This is a genomic window from Bacteroides sp. AF34-31BH (genome assembly GCF_003602795.1).
Classification (GTDB): domain Bacteria; phylum Bacteroidota; class Bacteroidia; order Bacteroidales; family Bacteroidaceae; genus Bacteroides; species Bacteroides uniformis.
Genome location: NZ_QTLV01000015.1, coordinates 1 through 17,628 on the forward strand (window position 1 = coordinate 1; position 17,628 = coordinate 17,628).

Below are 17,628 nucleotides of genomic sequence, written 5' to 3' on the forward strand. Positions count from 1 at the left end.
GGGGCACTTTTTAAATGTTGTTCCGGGTCCCTTTTCAAGTGTTAGCTACACCTTGTCTTTGAACACCTGTTTGTCAAACTCTGTAGCGAAATCCTGCCAAAGTTTTTGCCAGTCTTCAATGGTGAAGTCCTTGGTATGTTCGGGTGACGGACTAAGTTCAATCCTGATGACTGAATTCTTCACCGGACGGAAGCGGGAAAGAGTAAATTGCATGGAATTCCAGACACCCATTGCATCTGGTTCAGATGGCATCATATTGTCCAATACCCGATAGATTTTTTCCGGATGTTTTTTATTATGTGATTCGCCGGTTATATAACGGATGTCGTTTATGCCATGCGATATTGCTTTAGCCTTTGCGATCATGATTCTTCAGTTTTATTATTGGTTGGAATACTGTTTGGCTCTTTTACGGAATTTAGGAACTGGCAGACATTTTCTGCCACATTGCCAAGCTCCTTCAGCCAGTTCACCATAAATGGAATCTGGTTGAACATCGTGTGCCGTTGGCTTGTACTCATTCCATGAAGGGCTGATGTGTATTTCACCAGGTCAGCACGGCAGTTGTCCAGATTCTGCAGCAGTGCAGCTTCTTCTTTGGAGAGTCTTGCCTTTGGCTTATAATTATATGCCCGTGCAAGCAGATAATCGCTTACGGTCATTCCGCATTGTTCGGCCAGTGACTTGATATGTTCTTTCTGTCGGGGGCTGACTTTGGCCCCGATAAATACGGTTCTCCTGTTGTCCGGAGTCTCGTTCTGTTCTGTTTGTTTTATTATTTCTTTTTCCATGAAAATCTAATATTATAACGGGTTAAGGTGCGAGCCTGCGAGTACCGCACCGGCGAAGTGACTGAGCCGGCGAGAGCGCCAATGTACAACCATAACGGAGTGGAGGTTATACCTTGGCATATCTCGCAACAGATACCTGTTGAAACTGCATGGCAAGCCGTGTCGTATATACAAATGAAATTGGCATTTCGACTACTACCATAAGCGATATAAGTATTCTGGTTATCCAATAAAAGGGGAGAAGATGAATATTCCCTATAATGTCTTTATGACTTTGCTTTATTCTAATATGTACACCCTGCCAATAAAGTAAAGCCGGATTCAATAATGGCTGTCTGGGTTGATTTTATATTCCTTTCCCTCTTTTATGACCATCCTTTTGTTACTGAGGAAGGTGGCAACTTTAACTGCTTTGTTATGTCCCAGCTTAATGTCCTGCAGGGCATATCCTTCCTTCAGTCGTTCCAGATAATCGTCATAACTGGTAATACAGACGTTTGTAAAAGCTGCGTCCAGAGCTGCCCGATGCACGGTCTCGGAAATTTCCTTGTACGGATCAAACGGTTCTTTTACAGGTCTTCCGATTTTCTTTTCCTGGGGCTGATAGGAATCCAGCAGTTCAGGTAAGACTTCATCGTTTATACGGAAAGCAAACGGTTCAAATTCCCGGTCACGGATATGAATGACTTCTACTACGCTCACTGTTCTGTCCATTTTGTCCACTTCTACCTGCATGACTGTTTCTGCCTTGTTATTCAGTTCCGTGCCGATGTGACCACGGGCATTCTCGTCATTCTTGTTCTGATGGAGAATGGTATGAATGTGAATCTGGCGGTCATCCGTCCATTGCATGAATCTGGAAATAATATCGGTCGCTTCACTGGGGGAATTGATATCATAAAGAAAGTCTCGGATGCCATCTATAATCACCAGTCCGAGATCGGGGATTGTGCCGATAGCTTGTTCGACTATAGCCAGACGTATCGGAGGGGCGTACTTGCGCAAAGCCAGCATAATCAGATTATCTGGATTCTTTTCCTCCGGGAGTCCGGCAAGGTGCAGGATTCTTTTCAATACCTTCTGGCAATGATGGCGTCCCTGTTCTGTATCAATGTACAGAACAGTTCGCTTATCCTCTGGAAATGATGAACGGTATTTCAGCACTGTTCCGTTTTTCAATGCCGATGCTGCAATGGCTGTAACATTAAAAGTTTTCTTACTTTTGGCCTTGCCTATAGAGGCACTGAAGTTCCCCAGTGTACCGATTGCGGCATCATCTACCATCAATACAACCGGTGACTGTTCATAAGCTCCGTTTGCACTTACAGCAGATTCCTTCATATAAGCGGTCAATTCCTCGTCAGTAGGAATTCTAATGTCTGTCTTGTCCATAGGCTTTACACGTTTTTAGGGTTAGCCTTACGACGGGTGGCAGCAAGCAACTGTGTCTGTTCTTCTTCAAAAGTCAGTGGAACCTGTACCTTTCTTCCGGTCTCAAGCCATTTGTCCAGTTCATCACGATAGACAAAAAGATGTTTACCTTGTTTGATTACAGGAATGCCCCCATGCTTGACCTTATAATAAAATGAGGATTTGGATATACCAAGGTAGGTACATACTTCATCCACCGTCATAGGAACGTGATGGTTCTCTTTGACCTTGTTTTGGACTGCCAGACTGTTTTTCAATACAGTTTCCAGACTTTCAATTCTCTTACATAATTCACCTACAACTGTAGGTAAATCGTTAAAGGTTAAATTTTTAAAATGCATGATGTCTTTATTTGTTGTGTTTGAATATGCCACAAACTAAATCAATGACATTATGCAGAAAAATAGGAGACGAGAATCATTTTCCGGTCTGTATTAATTCATTTTTTTCTCACATTGCGCTTTGTTTATAAGAGTATAATCAAATTTAAAATCATCATATTTTGGACTGTCAATAGGAATCTGACTGTGTATGGTATCTTTGAGATTCTTGACAAGGTATCCCAAAGTTGCATTTTTTAATTCATTAGGAAATATGGTTTTTATAAAATTGGCTCTTTCTGATAATGATATGCCTAACCGTTCGCCTATATTCCAGACAAAATGTCGTAATGAAGGTGATGTAAGAGGAGTTTCCATTTTTGAACGAATGGGTTTATACAAATCTGATTGCCCACTTGCCAAATGGTCTATGTTTTCATGTAGTATAAGCAGATTCTCTTTGGTAAGAAATTTTGCGGTAGAATAGGTGACATATTCATGAATAGCCTTTATAATCATTATTTTTCTCTCCAGTTCTTCCTTCTGAATTTCTTCCATACGGCTTTCGAATCCCTGGAGATATGAAAAAGCTTCGGACTTAACTTCTGAGGTAGGTTGTTGCTCCAAAACTTTGATTTCTTTCGAATCATCATGCTGCTCTGATATTGTAATGGATGTAACGATTTCAGAGCTGACAGCTTTATTTTCTGTCGTATCAGTATTCTTTGTCTTTTCCGGTAACTCAATCATTGAAATAACTTCTGTTGCATTGCTAACTTCAATCATTTCTATATCTGAAACTTCTACAGTTGGTTCACTGCATTCTTCAATTATCATATCTGGTTTGGGAATAATCTTGTCAGGTATAGAATTTCTTTGATTATCAAAAAAGATCTGCGGACATTCATCTGTAAGGAATATATAGAATACACGTTGTAATCCTCCGCACGTTATGATTATTACAACAGTTCCTAATATTATAGGTGTTGTATATCTGGTCAGATCTATCTGGTGATTAATGTACAGATATGTTGCAATTACTGAAAAAAGGATACAACTTACTGCAAGTATGAAACTTGTCTTTCGTGCCGATAATTTAATATTGTTTGTCATGTTCTGTAATTATATGTATTAGTTTTTATGGCAAATATATTTTCTATTTCCAAATAGTTGTAATTAGTGACAGATAATCGTTGAGATTTTAAGAAAAATAAGCCTAAAGTACGAAAATCATACTCCAAATCATACTATAATCATACTTTAGGCCTATTATTTATATAGAATACAGACTGCTATCCTTTCCTTTTTAGGGTAATCTTGTTGCTCGCTTCACGCTTGTTGCTGTCCACTACTTTCATGTATCTTTGGGTCGTGGTTATGCTCTTGTGAGCCATCATACTTTGTATGGTACGGATGTCGGTCCCTGCAGCTCCTTGCAGGGTTGCGAATGTTCTACGATACGAATGGAATGTTATATTCTTGGTGATTCCGGCAGAACGAATCCATTCCTTCATGGGAACCTGGGTCCAGCACCTTTTCAGACCTTTGAATACCAAACCCTTCTTCTCAGGTGAGTATTCTATCAGCTTCAGGGCTTCATCACTAATGGGGATGATGTCTTCCGTCTTTGTTTTCTGTGTGATGGTGTGTACACATTTTCCTCCTGCTGCAAAATCAACGATTTCTTCCCAGCAGAGAGTAAGTATGTCACTGAGTCTCAAACTGGTCAGGCACGAAAAGAGGGAAGCGGTTTTTAGAACTGGTATCTTGCATGGTGTTTCAGCCAGACAGTACAATTCCTCAACACTCAGATAGTCCTTTACCACATCTTCCGGTTCAATCTTTTCCAGAAAATCATTTATGTTTGCCTTGATCAGCCGATTGCGATAGAGAATTTTCAGGAATCCTCTGAATGTGGACCAGTAGCCGGACGCAGAGTTTCGTGTAATATATCCATCTCGTTTTAGCTGTCTGGCATTGAGCAGATATTCACGAAACTTGTTGCATAGCTCCACATCAATTTCTTCGAAAGTACATTTGCCATGTACGAAGTTATAGAAGTGCTGATAAACGAATTCCCATTTCTGGTCGTGCTTGGGAAGTTGCTTACGGTAGTATTCTAGAAAATCTGCCTTATATTTCCTCTTGTCAAAGAAATCATAGCGTTCGTTTACGATAGCTTCAAAGCGACGGCATCGGATGGCTTCTGCTTTCTCTGACATAGTTGCATTGAAGTCACGTTCCCGCTGATTCTTCGGATTTGCATAGATATAAATGTTCAAACCTTCGTGACGGATAGTCTTCATCGTTTCCTGGTCACGGTAGCCCGGATAATAGTCCAGATAGAAGGAAAGCATACCATTTTTTAACTGGCGGGTTCTCAAAGTTACAGTTTTACATTCTGACATAGTTACAAATGTTATTAGTTGACTTAATTTTTGCGGTGAAGATTCACAATGACTTTATGCAGACCGCATTCAGCATAAAATCATTTTCCAGTCTGTATATCTGTCTGTACAGATTCATTATCTGGCGCCCATAATGTGGTCAAATTCCACTTTCAGGAATCTCACAAAGCGCCCTTTCTTCTCCCGTTTTATTTCGTGGAATTGCAGAATGCCGTAAACTGAATCCCGTGTGAGACTATATTTCTTCATGGCTTCCTGCACGGTATAATATTCTGAAGAATCATCTTCGGTTGTCTTCTTGGACAGATCGAAGTGAAGTTTTGAGTAGAATATCTGGCCGTGCTCTTTCTTTGAAGGGATGTTGTTGCGGTAAACATGTGAACGAATGGCTACACGTGTCATCCCATAGTTTTTCTCGATTTCTTCCGGAGTGTACCATTCGGTCAAGGCGTCATCCGTCTTATATTTGGCAAATGCCGCATCTATGTGCTTTTTACTGTAATAATTGAACTGGCGAATTCTGACTTTGGGAACATTGTTTTGCCGGGTATAGGTCCACACCCATTTGGCGTTGACTTTGTACTTTTTCGCAATCTGTTCAGCTGTATAATACTCGGTAACGTCAAATTCATCTTTTGGTCTGAGAGCCTCATAAGGTTTTGTTTTCAGCATAAGTTCGATGTCGGTTCTTCTGATGAGCGACATTCTTGAACTCAGCCTTGATGCACGAAGTTTGTCCTCCTTTACCAGTTTATAGACATACTGGCGAGAAACGCCCATTAGTCTGGCTGCTTGAGAAAAGGTAAAGTATTCCTGGCTCTCCAGTTTGTTCTTTACCTCCATCATTTCCTGAAATTCGCGCATTTCCATTCTACGTTCCTTCATCCGGTGTTTATAACCTCTTTTGGAACATTGCGGACTACAATAATTGGTAGTGGTCTTTTTTGTCATGAAAGGCTTGCCGCACCACTGGCAGATTCTTTTTACTTCCATTTTTGTTATTCTCCATATTTTAGTGAAACATGAGCTTTTTACGGCTCGGATTATTTCCCTTTTTGTCTACTCACGTAAACCATTGTCAACACACGTCAACAAATGCGTCAGTGTGACATCGGGCAAAAGCCCTCAATTGTTCCGCGGTAGAAATACGGTAGAAAAATATGGTGAACAACAGTATCCAACTGTTTATAACTGGATTTTTGGCAAATAAAAAAGCCGCTGAAAATCAGCGACTTCATTATAGTTGGTTCTAATTCGTTGCAGTTGATTACAATATCCTACTTGCCGATGCAAAAATGTTCGAAAATATTCCCAAGTACCATATCGTTCGTAACTTCCCCCGCAATATCGCTTAGATGGAAAATACATTCGCGGATATCTTGTGAAACAAAATCTCCGGATAGATTTTCTGCTATCCCTTGTTGGACCCGGTGGATGGCTTCCAAGGCATGGGTCAAAGCCTCGTAGTGGCGTATATTCGTGACAATGACATCGTTTTGGGTAACCGTGGGCAGGTTAGCGGCAGAGATTAGCATTTGCTGAAGCTTGTCGAGGTTGGTACGCCCTTTGGCAGAGATGGAGATGCATTGCACATTAGTAGCGGCCAGGGTGAAACTGGAGTTGGGGATGGTTGAGGCATCCTGCACCAGATCGGCCTTGTTGAATACGAGAATGAGCCGTTTCCCTTCGCAACGGGGAAGTATCTGGGCAGTTAGTTGTGGTATCCGTGAGACGGCATTCGTGGCATCAACTACCCAGAGCACGATTTCCGCCTGCTCCAATTTCTGGAAGGTTCGCTCAATTCCTAGGCTCTCGATGGTGTCGCTCGTTTCGCGTATGCCTGCCGTATCAATAAACCGGAAAGTTATCCCGCCAAGATTGACTGTGTCTTCTATCACATCTCGGGTTGTCCCGTGTATGTCGCTTACAATGGCTCGTTCCTCGTTTAGTAGTGCATTCAGCAGGGTGGATTTACCAGCATTCGTTTCGCCGATGATGGCTACGGGCACACCGTTCTTGATGGCATTGCCTACACTGAAGGATTGTACTAAACGGGAAATTACCTGCTCTATGCCGTCTGCTAGGAGACATAGCTCGGAGCGGTCTGCAAATTCCAGTTCTTCGTGGTCGCTGAAGTCCAGCTCCAGTTCTATGAGTGATGTGAAGTGCAGCAATTGGTCGCGTAGTGAGGCCAGCTCTTTACTGAACCCACCGCGCATTTGGCTCATGGCGAGGCGGTGAGTGGCGGCAGAGGTGGAGGCGATGAGGTCGGCCACGGCTTCGGCCTGGCTTAGGTCCATTTTGCCGCCCAAGAAGGCCCGTTGCGTGTACTCACCGGGAGCGGCCAGGCGGCAACCATTACCGATGAGCAGTTGCAACACCTTCTGAAGAATATAGCTCGAACCGTGGCACATGATTTCCGTGCTATCCTCGCCCGTGTACGAGTGGGGGGCACGGAATAAGCTTACAAGTACTTCGTCTATGATGTTTTCTTCTTCATGGATATGACCGAAGGTAAGTGTGTATGGCTTGGCATCCTTCAGCTTCTTCCCCTTCCGGGCAGGGGTAAATATGCGGGATGTTATCTCTATGGCATCCGGTCCGGAGACACGGATGCATCCTATGGCTCCCCCTTGGGCGGTGGCTATGGCACAAATGGTATCTTGGTTCATTTTATCCGGCTTATTTTTATTCAGCAAAGATAATGGTTTCTTTACAAAAAAGAGAGATGGTGATTCAACTTATGGGCTTTTATCGTAACTTTGTGCAAATCGATAATGGATAGATGCTTATAAAGCCTAATCCGCCTCTGTGCCCATTGTGGGTATAGCAGGACATTGCTACACTATACAGACCAGCAACGGGCACGTCAGGCAGGATGTGATGAAGTCATTACTAAACCTTACTCCTAGGATTGGCTGAAGGAAAGGGAGGAGCATTTCTTGAAGGATACTTAGATACGGTCGAGTACTGTTTTGATAAGAGTATCTATCGTATTTTTGTATCCCGTGTTCGCTTCTTTTATCAGGCGGTTGGCAATGACCATGCATACCGTCATGGCCTTGTGTCCCATCAGACGGCTCAAGCCTGCCAAGGCAGAACTTTCCATCTCGAAGTTGGTGATATGGTAGCCGTTGTATTCAAATTTTTCAATCTTCTCGTTCTGATGCGGGTCGGCAAGCGGCACGCGTAACTCGCGTCCTTGAGGTCCGAAGAAGCCCCCGGCGGCAATCGTTACGCCACGTACCATGTCGTCTTGTGCGATGCGGTCTATCAGTTCAGCACTTGCATCAATGACGTAGGGGGCAGGGGCACACATGTTGCCGGACCATCCCATATGGTTGAGGAAGGCACGCTCCATGGGTAGGTCGCACACGGAGTTGCGTCCGGCATAGAAGTTGAGCAGACCGTCGAAACCGATGGATTTTTCAGAACATACAAATGTACCCACCGGAGTGTAGGGTTGCAAGCCGCCGCAGGTGCCGATACGTACCAGCTCAAGGCTACGTAGGCGGGGCTTTTCTTCGCGCGTCTCGAAGTCGATGTTTGCCAGGGCATCCAGTTCATTCATCACGATATCGATGTTGTCACATCCGATACCGGTGGAAACCACCGTAATACGTTTCCCTTGGTAAGTACCGGTGATAGTCTTGAACTCGCGGCTTTCCACTCCACATTCCTTGTTCTCGAAATGGGAGGCAACCAGTGCCACCCGTCCGGGGTCACCTACCAAGATGACTTTGTCTGCCAGCCATTCGGGCTTTACGTGAAGATGAAATACAGAACCGTCTTCATTGATGATCAGTTCGGAAGAGGCGAAATATTTTTTCATTTGATTGAGCTTTTAATCTTTTGTTTATAAATAGAAACGCCGGGAACCGATTCTTGTTCACCGGTTCCGGCGTTTCTGTCAGTTACTTTTCGAGTTATTTGCTCAACGGCTGGCTGGTATTGCCCGTCGTCGGTTTGGCAATGTTTTCGCGCATGGAAGTGTCGGCTTCTATATTCTTCATCCGGTAATAGTCCATGATACCCAGATTGCCGTTGCGGAATGCTTCGGCCATGGCCTTGGGTACTTCCGCTTCTGCCTCGATAACTTTGGCACGGGCTTCCTGGGCCTTTGCCTTCATTTCCTGCTCTGTGGCTACGGCCATGGCGCGGCGTTCCTCTGCCTTGGCTTGAGCAATGTTCTTGTCGGCATTGGCTTGGTCTATCTGCAGGGCGGCACCGATATTCTTACCTATGTCAATATCAGCAATGTCAATGGACAGAATTTCGAATGCTGTTCCGGCATCCAACCCCTTGCGCAATACCAGTTTGGAGATAGAATCCGGATTCTCCAATACAGACTTATGATTCTCTGACGAACCGATGGAAGACACAATACCCTCGCCTACACGGGCCAGAATCGTGTCTTCTCCGGCACCGCCCACCAATTGGCGGATATTGGCGCGCACCGTTACACGGGCCTTGGCAATCAGCTGGATACCGTCTTTGGCAACAGCCGTCACGGGAGGGGTATCGATTACTTTGGGGTTAACGGACATCTGTACGGCTTCGAACACGTCACGGCCGGCAAGGTCGATGGCGGTTGCCATCTGGAACGGCAGCTCGATATTGGCTTTAGAGGCGGATACCAGTGCGTGTACCACTCGCTCTACATGACCTCCGGCAAGGTAGTGCGCTTCCAGTTCGTCGCGCGTGATGTTTTGCAATCCTGCTTTATGAGCTTCAATCATGCCGGGCACAATGATATAAGGAGGAACATTACGGATGCGCATCAGGAAAAGTTGTACCAGCGAGATGTTTACTCCCGATACTTTGGCGGACAGCCACAAGAAGAACGGTACATAATGGAAGAAAAGTACCAGGAAAATAATGCCTCCTATAATGAGGAAGGCGGTTAAATACATTGTGCTTGGATCCATGAGATTAAATATTAATTGTTAGTTATAAATAATAGGTTGATTTCAGAAATTTCACTGCTTGAGCCGTTCCACTAAGAGGACTCCGTCGGCAATACGGTCTACGATAATCGGAGTCTTTTCGTTCAGGAAGCCGTCTGATGACTTTACTTCCACGATGTCTCCGTTGATTTCGGCATAGCCGATAAGAGCCAGGCGGGTAGTGGTTACGCCTATATCGCCTACCTTGACTTTTTCCTCGGCACTACGGTCTACTTTGGAGGTGATGTTTTTTTTCAATGCAATTTTGTCGAGTGTCTTGGAGCGCATGAACCATACCAACGAGCCGATACAAGCCAGGGCAGATATGATAAGCGTAATGACACCTGCCGTGGTGCCCATATAGGCAAAGGCATAGTAGTTGGCAAAGATGATGCAACCTCCTGCCAGAAAACCGGCAACGCTGATGCCCGGAATTACGAATAATTCCACTAAGAACAAGATTACTGCTCCTATAATCAATGAGGCGATAATGAGTATATCCATAGTTGTCTTTATTTGGTGGCTTGTTTTTCCAGGTTGCGCACTTGAATGGCAGTTTGCTCCATCTCAGTGGACAATTGCCGTACACGTTGCTCCAGGTCGAGGATGGCGGCGGACATCTTGTCCTTTTCCTGCTTGTTGGCTCGGGAGTATTCCGAACGCATATCTTCCAGTTTCTCCTGCAGTTGTTTGTAGCTCTGCTCCAGCTGATTGTATTTGCCATACGAGGCTTTGGCCTGCGGGGAGCGGAAATCGTCCAGCTGGTAGTAGGTGGAGTGGTCATCAATGACGAATTGGAAATCGTGCTTCTTGGTGGTCCGCGGCTTTGCGTTGGCAGCGGTCCGAAGCCTTTCTCGGGCGGCCTTTACCGCATCGGTGTCCGTCCATGTGTCCTTGATAGAGTGAAGTTGCGCCAATGATATCATCTTGTCCGGGTCCATCCCTTCGTAGTTGTACACTTGCTTGGATGAGTTGGGAATGAATACATAGATGCACACTTTGCCTTCGGGCTGGTAGCGGTCGGAGGCAAACCATCCCAAGTCGTTGAATTCGTCGATGACGTACATATAGTCGTTGTAGGGCGAATTGAACGGCATGCCCACATTTTCCGGCATCAGATAGGAGTCGGTATTCGTATTGTAACGGGTGACGAAAATATCATATCCTCCCATCGAGCCAGGGCCATCCGAAGCATAGTAGATAGTGATACCGTCCGTAAGTACATAGGGATAGTCTGCATTCATGGCCTCGTTGATGCTTCCGGGCAACAAGCTGCCATCACTCCATTTGTCCAGCAACTTGTTGCGCGAAAGGATACTGAGGGTGCTGTCCGGTTGCATTTCGCTATAATATAGCTTATTGCCCAGCTCCGTTTCGTATACCGTTCCGCCTTCCTTACCGGAATCATTGAAGTAGGTGTCGTACATGAACAGCTTGCCCGATTCGGGGCTGATTTTGTATGCATCCAGGAATTTTTCCTTGTCTACCACAAAGCTGTCGATGAAGCAGACCTCTTCCACGCCTTTCAGCATGCGCAAGTTGGATTTGCTTTTTTCCAATAATTGTTCGGCCTCTTCGGTGGAGCGTTTTCTCTTTCTCAGGTCGGAAATGTAGGTCTCATAAGTCTCGATGGCATCTTCGAACCGATATAGATCATTGTATGCCCGGGCCAAATAGAGTTGCCCGCTGGGGACGCGTCTCTTGACGGCGCTTTCCAGGTGTTTCAAGGCTTCTGCGGGTTCGCCGGTTTCCAGGCAACATACACCGTACCATAGGTTGTAATTTCCATTGCCAGGTTGTGTCTTGACGAGTTTTTTGAAGGCGGGCTTGGCTTCTTCGTATTCTCCCTTCTCGTACAAGGCTTTGGCTTCTGCCAGGCTTTGTGCGGAAATTGTTATGCTCAAAAGGCCGAATAGAAAGAAAAGGATATATTTTTTATTCATATTGATACATGCTGATTTGTTCAGAAGGTCAAAAATACAAATTTATCGTGAATAAAGCTGGTTTCCGTAATTCTATTTTGTTAATTCTTCTTTAAATCGTTCTTTTGCCTTACTTTTGCAACCGGAAGAGCTATAATTCATAACTTATAACTCATAACTCGTATCAATGGCACAATTTACTGAAGAAGAAAAGATGTTGCGCCGCATAGACAAGCGGTTTAGCAAAGGTGTGGTGGAATATGGGCTGATAGAGGACGGCGATAAGATTCTCATCGGGCTTTCGGGAGGCAAGGACTCTTTGGCGCTGGTGGAATTGTTGGCACGGCGTGCCCGTGTCTATAAACCCCGTTTTTCCGTTGTCGCCGTACATGTAGTGATGAAGAATATACCTTATCAAAGCGATGTGGACTATCTGAGGGAGTACGTAGAGTCGTGGGGAGTGCCTTTTGTTCTCTTTGAAACGGAGTTTGATGCCACGACAGATACCCGCAAGTCTCCTTGTTTTCTTTGCTCTTGGAATAGACGGAAGGCATTGTTTACCGTAGCCAAGGAGCAGGGATGCAATAAAATCGCGTTAGGCCATCACATGGATGATGTTCTGGAAACTTTGCTGATGAATATCACCTATCAGGGAGCGTTCAGCTCCATGCCTCCTCGGCTGGTAATGAAGAAGTTTGATATGACGATTATCCGTCCGATGTGTCTGGTACATGAGGCGGATTTGATGGAGTTGGCGCAAGTGAGGGGGTATCGTAAGCAGGTGAAGAATTGTCCGTATGAGTCACAATCCAGCCGTAGTGCAATGAAAGGCATTCTGAAACAGTTGGAGGAAATGAATCCTGAGGCACGCTATAGTCTATGGGGGAGTATGACGAATGTGCAAGAGGAATTGCTGCCTGCAATCATTAATCATTAATCACTAATCACTAATCATTAATCACTATATGAAAGCATTTTATACCATTTTGCTATTGATTGTATCTAATATTTTCATGACGTTTGCCTGGTATGGGCATCTGAAGCTACAAGAGACAAAAGTCATCTCCAACTGGCCGTTGTATGCCGTGGTGCTGTTTTCTTGGGTAATAGCTCTGGCTGAGTATTCTTGTCAGGTTCCGGCCAATCGGATAGGCTTTTTAGGCAATGGAGGCCCGTTCTCATTGATGCAACTCAAAGTGATTCAGGAAGTAATCACTTTGATAATCTTTACGGTGTTTACAACGGTTCTTTTCAAGGGGGAAACGCTGCATTGGAATCATTTTGCCGCTTTTGTATGTCTGGTACTGGCGGTATATTTTGTATTTTATAAATGATGGGTTAATCGCATTTGCACATTATTTCATATACTTCTCCATTCCTTTTGTTAAGAACGTTTGAAGCTTTCCTTTTTCATCCGTATAAATGAAACAGGCGTCGATATCCGGATGTGCATCCGCCACGCGTTCTGCTTCTTCCAGCCCCATCACCATGAATGCCGTGGCATAGGCGTCTGCACTCATGCAATCTTTGGCGATGACGGTGGCGGACAAGATGCTGTGCTGTACCGGATAGCCGGTACGCGGGTCGATGGTATGCGCATATTTCTTTCCGTCTTTATAGTAGTAGTTGCGATAATTGCCCGATGTAGCCATGCCTAAATCCGTAACTTGCAGCACTGCTTGCAGTTCCTGGTTCACTGCCAGTGAGTCGTCTATCGGCTTGTTCAAACCGATGCGCCAAGGTCCATTTTGAGGGTTTTGCCCGTGAACAACCACTTCTCCGCCTATATCGACCATAAAGTTGCGGATACCCTTTTTCTTCAGAAGTTGGGCTATGACATCTACTGCATATCCTTTTGCCACAGCGCTACACGAGAGCATTATACGTGGGTCTGTTTTCACCACTTTCCCTTCATCGGACAATTTTACTTTTTCGTATCCTGTCATCTCCAGCAGGCTGTCTATCATGGCAGAGTCGGGGAAATTATCCTTCTTGAACCCAAATCCCCAGGCATTGGCAAGAGGGGCAACGGTGATATCGAAGGCACCATCGGTCTCCCGGGAGATTTCCATGCTACGTCGGAAGACGTTGGTAAAGAATGTGTCGGGCACAATGTCCTCGTTGCGGTTGATGCGCGTAATGGTCGCCGTGTCATTGAAAGGGGACAAGGAACCGTCGAAACGTTTGAGTTCCGCTTCTATCTCCGCCTTCAGATTTTGGTCACATTGATAAGTCACTTTATATACCGTACCGAATATCAGTCCGTTATCCGTCTGATAAGGAGTGACTTGGTTGTGGCGGGCAAGTATCCAGATGGTTCCCAGTACCAGTAGGGCAATCCATAAAAAATTCCGTTGTACTTTCTTTTCCATATCCTATCTGAGTTTTTACTTTTTAATTAAAAGAAGAGATGCTCTACCAATATCTTGGTACCGATGATGACGAGGATAATCCCTCCCCAAAGTTCGGCGCGCAGTCTGCGGGCTATGCCACATCCGAAACGGATGCCGAACATCAGGCCGACCATCGACAAGGCGAATGATACAAAACCGATAATGCCGATGGGGGAAAGAATAGCCGAGAATTGCTTGATACCGAGGAATGCAAACGAAACACCTACCGCCAATGCATCGATGCTGGTTGCCACGGCCAGAGCGAGCACCACCTTCAGGCTGGTAGGGTCATACTCGTGCTTGCAATCTTCGTCCTTGAAGGATTCCATTATCATGCGTCCGCCCAGGAAGGCAAGGATACCGAATGCAATCCAATGGTCAATACTTTCTATCAGGTGGCTGAAAAAACTGGCGCCTATCCATCCCAGCAGAGGCATCAAAGCCTGGAAAAAGCCGAAGCTGATGGCCATCACCAGCATAGGGCGCAGCCGGGCGCGTTTCAATATAATTCCGCTGGCTATAGAAACGGCGAAACAATCCATCGCAAGTCCTACGGCCAGTAGCCAAATCTCTAACCCTGTCATAAGTCGCTTAAAGAGGTAGTTTATAAGTTATCGTATAGGTTACTCCCATCGTGTTGGAGCCATATTTCCCGAAACCGGGCACATACCACGGGTCACCGTATTCATCGGCCGAGGCAGACAATTTGAACTTGAAGCGTAGTGACCAGCCCATGTACAATGCCTTCCAGACGTGCGCCCGGATACCGACACAAAATTCCGCCCATTGCATGGAGCCTTTCATTCCTTTATGGTTATAGGGCAGGCTGCCTCCCCATATCTCGTCGTCCAGATTCGGATTGCCTACGATGCCACCATATATCGGGTCGTCCAGTCCCAAGGCGTCTACATCATACTTGAAGCTACTTACACCGTAACGCAAGCCTACGAGTAGCATGTGTCCGTGCTGCTTCTTGTATAGCGTGTTATAGTCCATTCCTATGCGGAAGTAGGGGGCGTTGCTTTTGTAGTGTATGCCTTTGTCACTCCAGGTGTCCGTGGAGCCATATCCCAGTTCGGCAATAGGGAAGAAGCGGTTCTTGAGGTTTACGTCCACGGCCACTTCGGAACTCAGGAAATCTCCTCCAAATACGGAGCTTCCGATTCCCCACAAGTCCAAGCCGACGGACATGCCGTTGTATAACGGATAGTGCACTTCTTCTTTCGCGTCCTTCTTCTCCTTCTTGGGAGGTGCTCCCTGGGGGGGAGCGGTAGGATTCCCGTTCTGCGCCCGTAGGGGGAGGAACATCAGCAGGCAGAGTGCCAGACTAATAGAATAACTTAAGATTTTCCTTTCCATAGATGCCTGCTTCATTGTCTTTGATGTATATCGAGTCCAGAGAGATGCGGGTGCACGTTACGTCTGTGATGGCCTGCTTCATCTGATAGCCGCAATCCATTGATAGGAAATAGGGGGTGTTGGTGTGGCGTATCACCATCGTGTCACTCTTGGTCCGGCTGTACTTGAATATCAGCTTGGTGGAATCCTCCGTATAGCGCAGTGGCAGGGAGATGTCGTGTACCTTCTTCTGGTTGTTGATGATGATGGAGTCGGTGCCGTATGCTGTCACGGTGAGCGAGTCGAGCGTGTCGTTCTCCACGTATTGGGTTTCGGGGTCTACTCTATAAAGAATGCAATTCACCATGGAGCGTGCTGTCATGGAACAGTCGGCCTCTTCCGAGCAGGAGATAGCTATGCTTACTATCGGACAAAGGATAGCTCCGAGTATGACAAGTCTGACTAATTTTTTCATCGTTAAATGGTTTTCTCTATTTGATATTTGTTTCGTTCCGGGGCATTACGTGAAATCAGCTCTCCGAGGAATCCTGCCACGAATAGTTGTGTGCCGATAATCATGGAGGTCAACGAGAGGTAGAAGTAGGGAGAGTCCGTTACAAGACGGTAGGGCATGCCATGGTGCATGTAGTACAACTTGCTGACACCTACTATGACCACGGCTATGAAGCCGAAGATGAACATCAATGAACCCAGCAATCCGAAAAAATGCATGGGCTTGATGCCGAACCGGGAAAGGAACCAAAGGGAAAGCAAGTCCAGATACCCGTTTACAAATCGGTTCAGCCCGAACTTGGTCTTTCCGTATTTGCGTGCCTGGTGGTGCACCACTTTCTCGCCGATTTTCTTGAAGCCGGCGTTCTTGGCCAGGTAGGGGATGTAGCGGTGCATTTCGCCGTATACCTCTATATTCTTGACAACCTCTTTGCGATATGCCTTCAGTCCGCAATTAAAGTCGTGCAGGTTTTTGATGCCCGATACTTTGCGGGCGGTGGCATTGAACAATTTGGTGGGGAGGGTCTTCGACAACGGGTCGTAACGTTTCTGCTTCCAGCCCGATACGAGGTCGTAGCCCTCCTGGGTAATCATGCGGTAGAGTTCGGGTATTTCGTCGGGACTGTCCTGCAGGTCGGCGTCCATGGTTATCACGACGTCGCCTTGTGCTTGTTCGAAACCACAGAACAATGCCGGCGACTTCCCGTAGTTGCGGCGGAACTTAATGCCCCGTACCTTGTCCGGAGCTTGTGCCTGCAATTGCTCGATAACCTGCCACGAACGGTCGGTACTTCCGTCGTTAACGAAAATCACTTCGTATGAAAAGCCGTTGGCATTCATCACCCGCTCAATCCATGCGAACAATTCGGGGAGTGATTCTTCTTCATTATATAGTGGTACGACAACTGAAATATCCATTGATGTATGATTTTTCTATTTTACAATTGAAATAACATTTCTTTTTGCTGTTCCGTCACTCTGCCGGAGCGTCGTCTTTCTTGCGTCTCATCACGAACAAGGCGGTGGGGAAAGCCAGTATCGAACCCCAAAATACATTGGACGATATCATCTGTAGCGTAATGTCGATAGGGCTGAGCAGTCGGGCTGTCTCCAGAGCTTCCTGATAGGTGGCGATGTACGAATCCATTCCCGGCATGTTGCTTTGGGCAAGCGTGTCTACCATCGTTTCGCACGTGTTTATCACATATCCGTGGTCTATGAACCTGAAGTAGATGTAGTGTGCCACGGCGGCAAGCAGCGCAGCAAACATATACATGAAAACGGTGAATATCCATGCATGCAGGAAGCTGATGCCGCCTCCGCATACCTGATTACGATACATCCGTGCATAATAATATCCCATAAAAGGTACGCATAGCGTGAGTCCCATGAAAAGGAAAAGTAAAAAAGGAACCGACAGCCCCACAGGAAAGAGTATGAACTTCAATATCCAGAAACCTCCCATATAGGTACCGAACAGCATTGCGTATCGTTGCATGTAACCTCTATTTTCTGTCATCTTTCTTAGAAATAATGTGCAAAGGTACAAATATAGTTGGATTCAAG

The 17,628-nt window shown here is 45.8% G+C and carries 19 protein-coding genes and 1 pseudogene; 2 read left to right on the plus strand and 18 right to left on the minus strand.

Annotation, left to right across the window (positions count from 1 at the left end; translation table 11 throughout):
• Positions 1 to 51 precede the first annotated feature (51 nt).
• The 12 genes and pseudogenes from DWZ67_RS17745 to DWZ67_RS17805 form a co-directional block, all read right to left on the minus strand.
• Positions 52 to 366, minus strand: a pseudogene (locus tag DWZ67_RS17745) (relaxase); the annotation flags it as partial.
• Positions 363 to 791 (minus strand): plasmid mobilization protein, encoded by a 429-nt coding sequence (locus DWZ67_RS17750; protein ID WP_120139437.1) that lies wholly within the window; start codon positions 789 to 791, stop codon positions 363 to 365. The gene DWZ67_RS17750 and the pseudogene DWZ67_RS17745, both read right to left, overlap by 4 nt.
• Before the next feature lie 321 nt (positions 792 to 1,112).
• Entirely contained in the window at positions 1,113 to 2,183 is a 1,071-nt protein-coding gene (locus tag DWZ67_RS17760; protein ID WP_120139439.1) for an AAA family ATPase, read from the minus strand.
• A gap of 5 nt (positions 2,184 to 2,188) precedes the next feature.
• Positions 2,189 to 2,563 carry a helix-turn-helix domain-containing protein gene (locus tag DWZ67_RS17765; RefSeq protein WP_120139440.1) on the minus strand — a complete coding sequence of 125 codons (375 nt, stop codon included), beginning with the start codon at positions 2,561 to 2,563 and terminating at the stop codon, positions 2,189 to 2,191.
• A 93-nt stretch (positions 2,564 to 2,656) separates the two neighbouring features.
• The gene (locus DWZ67_RS17770; RefSeq protein ID WP_120139441.1) at positions 2,657 to 3,655 is read right to left on the minus strand and encodes a hypothetical protein; all 999 of its coding nucleotides are present in this window, start codon (positions 3,653 to 3,655) and stop codon (positions 2,657 to 2,659) included.
• 179 nt (positions 3,656 to 3,834) lie between these two features.
• Complete coding sequence (locus tag DWZ67_RS17775) at positions 3,835 to 4,950, minus strand: site-specific integrase (RefSeq protein ID WP_120139442.1); 1,116 nt, start codon at positions 4,948 to 4,950, stop codon at positions 3,835 to 3,837.
• Between the two features lie 117 nt (positions 4,951 to 5,067).
• Complete coding sequence (locus DWZ67_RS17780; protein ID WP_120139443.1) at positions 5,068 to 5,943, minus strand: helix-turn-helix domain-containing protein; 876 nt, start codon at positions 5,941 to 5,943, stop codon at positions 5,068 to 5,070.
• A gap of 284 nt (positions 5,944 to 6,227) precedes the next feature.
• Positions 6,228 to 7,622 (minus strand): tRNA uridine-5-carboxymethylaminomethyl(34) synthesis GTPase MnmE, encoded by a 1,395-nt coding sequence (gene mnmE / locus DWZ67_RS17785; RefSeq protein WP_120139474.1) that lies wholly within the window; start codon positions 7,620 to 7,622, stop codon positions 6,228 to 6,230.
• Between the two features lie 281 nt (positions 7,623 to 7,903).
• Entirely contained in the window at positions 7,904 to 8,782 is an 879-nt protein-coding gene (locus DWZ67_RS17790; RefSeq protein ID WP_120139444.1) for a nucleoside phosphorylase, read from the minus strand.
• A gap of 94 nt (positions 8,783 to 8,876) precedes the next feature.
• On the minus strand, positions 8,877 to 9,878 hold the full coding sequence (floA, locus tag DWZ67_RS17795; RefSeq protein WP_005826863.1) for a flotillin-like protein FloA: 1,002 nt from the start codon (positions 9,876 to 9,878) through the stop codon (positions 8,877 to 8,879).
• 51 nt (positions 9,879 to 9,929) lie between these two features.
• Positions 9,930 to 10,400, minus strand: a complete 471-nt coding sequence (locus DWZ67_RS17800; RefSeq protein WP_005826862.1) for an NfeD family protein — start codon at positions 10,398 to 10,400, stop codon at positions 9,930 to 9,932.
• An 8-nt stretch (positions 10,401 to 10,408) separates the two neighbouring features.
• Complete coding sequence (locus tag DWZ67_RS17805; protein ID WP_087332703.1) at positions 10,409 to 11,839, minus strand: tetratricopeptide repeat protein; 1,431 nt, start codon at positions 11,837 to 11,839, stop codon at positions 10,409 to 10,411.
• 166 nt (positions 11,840 to 12,005) lie between these two features.
• Between DWZ67_RS17805 and DWZ67_RS17810 the strand changes: the two genes are divergently transcribed.
• Positions 12,006 to 12,755 (plus strand): ATP-binding protein, encoded by a 750-nt coding sequence (locus DWZ67_RS17810; protein ID WP_120139445.1) that lies wholly within the window; start codon positions 12,006 to 12,008, stop codon positions 12,753 to 12,755.
• 28 nt (positions 12,756 to 12,783) lie between these two features.
• The gene (locus DWZ67_RS17815) at positions 12,784 to 13,152 is read left to right on the plus strand and encodes a DMT family protein (RefSeq protein WP_005826856.1); all 369 of its coding nucleotides are present in this window, start codon (positions 12,784 to 12,786) and stop codon (positions 13,150 to 13,152) included.
• Between the two features lie 21 nt (positions 13,153 to 13,173).
• On the opposite strand, the gene DWZ67_RS17820 is transcribed toward DWZ67_RS17815, so the two are convergent.
• The 6 genes from DWZ67_RS17820 to DWZ67_RS17845 are packed head-to-tail and all read right to left on the minus strand — an operon-like array spanning position 13,174 to position 17,581.
• Positions 13,174 to 14,190, minus strand: coding sequence for an FAD:protein FMN transferase (locus tag DWZ67_RS17820; RefSeq protein WP_120139446.1), 1,017 nt, complete (start codon positions 14,188 to 14,190; stop codon positions 13,174 to 13,176).
• Positions 14,191 to 14,216: 26 nt separating this feature from the next.
• A complete protein-coding gene (locus DWZ67_RS17825) occupies positions 14,217 to 14,795 on the minus strand; it encodes a manganese efflux pump MntP family protein (RefSeq protein ID WP_005826852.1) in 579 nt (192 codons plus the stop codon).
• A 7-nt stretch (positions 14,796 to 14,802) separates the two neighbouring features.
• Positions 14,803 to 15,570, minus strand: coding sequence for a DUF6048 family protein (locus DWZ67_RS17830; protein ID WP_117887531.1), 768 nt, complete (start codon positions 15,568 to 15,570; stop codon positions 14,803 to 14,805).
• Positions 15,539 to 16,024, minus strand: a complete 486-nt coding sequence (locus tag DWZ67_RS17835; protein ID WP_057088046.1) for a DUF6452 family protein — start codon at positions 16,022 to 16,024, stop codon at positions 15,539 to 15,541. Before DWZ67_RS17835 ends, DWZ67_RS17830 begins: the two co-directional genes overlap by 32 nt.
• A 2-nt stretch (positions 16,025 to 16,026) precedes the next feature.
• Positions 16,027 to 16,980 (minus strand): glycosyltransferase family 2 protein, encoded by a 954-nt coding sequence (locus tag DWZ67_RS17840; protein WP_016273343.1) that lies wholly within the window; start codon positions 16,978 to 16,980, stop codon positions 16,027 to 16,029.
• 55 nt (positions 16,981 to 17,035) lie between these two features.
• Positions 17,036 to 17,581 carry a DUF4199 domain-containing protein gene (locus DWZ67_RS17845; RefSeq protein ID WP_117962577.1) on the minus strand — a complete coding sequence of 182 codons (546 nt, stop codon included), beginning with the start codon at positions 17,579 to 17,581 and terminating at the stop codon, positions 17,036 to 17,038.
• Positions 17,582 to 17,628 lie beyond the last annotated feature (47 nt).

Bases quoted from the DNA above. Each gene is read 5' to 3' on its own strand.
- DWZ67_RS17750 (WP_120139437.1), bottom strand. From the start codon at position 791: ATGGAAAAAGAAATAATAAAACAAACAGAACAGAACGAGACTCCGGAC.
- DWZ67_RS17760 (WP_120139439.1), bottom strand. From the start codon at position 2,183: ATGGACAAGACAGACATTAGAATTCCTACTGACGAGGAATTGACCGCT.
- DWZ67_RS17765 (WP_120139440.1), bottom strand. From the start codon at position 2,563: ATGCATTTTAAAAATTTAACCTTTAACGATTTACCTACAGTTGTAGGT.
- DWZ67_RS17770 (WP_120139441.1), bottom strand. From the start codon at position 3,655: ATGACAAACAATATTAAATTATCGGCACGAAAGACAAGTTTCATACTT.
- DWZ67_RS17775 (WP_120139442.1), bottom strand. From the start codon at position 4,950: ATGTCAGAATGTAAAACTGTAACTTTGAGAACCCGCCAGTTAAAAAAT.
- DWZ67_RS17780 (WP_120139443.1), bottom strand. From the start codon at position 5,943: ATGGAAGTAAAAAGAATCTGCCAGTGGTGCGGCAAGCCTTTCATGACA.
- mnmE (WP_120139474.1), bottom strand. From the start codon at position 7,622: ATGAACCAAGATACCATTTGTGCCATAGCCACCGCCCAAGGGGGAGCC.
- DWZ67_RS17790 (WP_120139444.1), bottom strand. From the start codon at position 8,782: ATGAAAAAATATTTCGCCTCTTCCGAACTGATCATCAATGAAGACGGT.
- floA (WP_005826863.1), bottom strand. From the start codon at position 9,878: ATGGATCCAAGCACAATGTATTTAACCGCCTTCCTCATTATAGGAGGC.
- DWZ67_RS17800 (WP_005826862.1), bottom strand. From the start codon at position 10,400: ATGGATATACTCATTATCGCCTCATTGATTATAGGAGCAGTAATCTTG.
- DWZ67_RS17805 (WP_087332703.1), bottom strand. From the start codon at position 11,839: ATGAATAAAAAATATATCCTTTTCTTTCTATTCGGCCTTTTGAGCATA.
- DWZ67_RS17810 (WP_120139445.1), top strand. From the start codon at position 12,006: ATGGCACAATTTACTGAAGAAGAAAAGATGTTGCGCCGCATAGACAAG.
- DWZ67_RS17815 (WP_005826856.1), top strand. From the start codon at position 12,784: ATGAAAGCATTTTATACCATTTTGCTATTGATTGTATCTAATATTTTC.
- DWZ67_RS17820 (WP_120139446.1), bottom strand. From the start codon at position 14,190: ATGGAAAAGAAAGTACAACGGAATTTTTTATGGATTGCCCTACTGGTA.
- DWZ67_RS17825 (WP_005826852.1), bottom strand. From the start codon at position 14,795: ATGACAGGGTTAGAGATTTGGCTACTGGCCGTAGGACTTGCGATGGAT.
- DWZ67_RS17830 (WP_117887531.1), bottom strand. From the start codon at position 15,570: ATGGAAAGGAAAATCTTAAGTTATTCTATTAGTCTGGCACTCTGCCTG.
- DWZ67_RS17835 (WP_057088046.1), bottom strand. From the start codon at position 16,024: ATGAAAAAATTAGTCAGACTTGTCATACTCGGAGCTATCCTTTGTCCG.
- DWZ67_RS17840 (WP_016273343.1), bottom strand. From the start codon at position 16,980: ATGGATATTTCAGTTGTCGTACCACTATATAATGAAGAAGAATCACTC.
- DWZ67_RS17845 (WP_117962577.1), bottom strand. From the start codon at position 17,581: ATGACAGAAAATAGAGGTTACATGCAACGATACGCAATGCTGTTCGGT.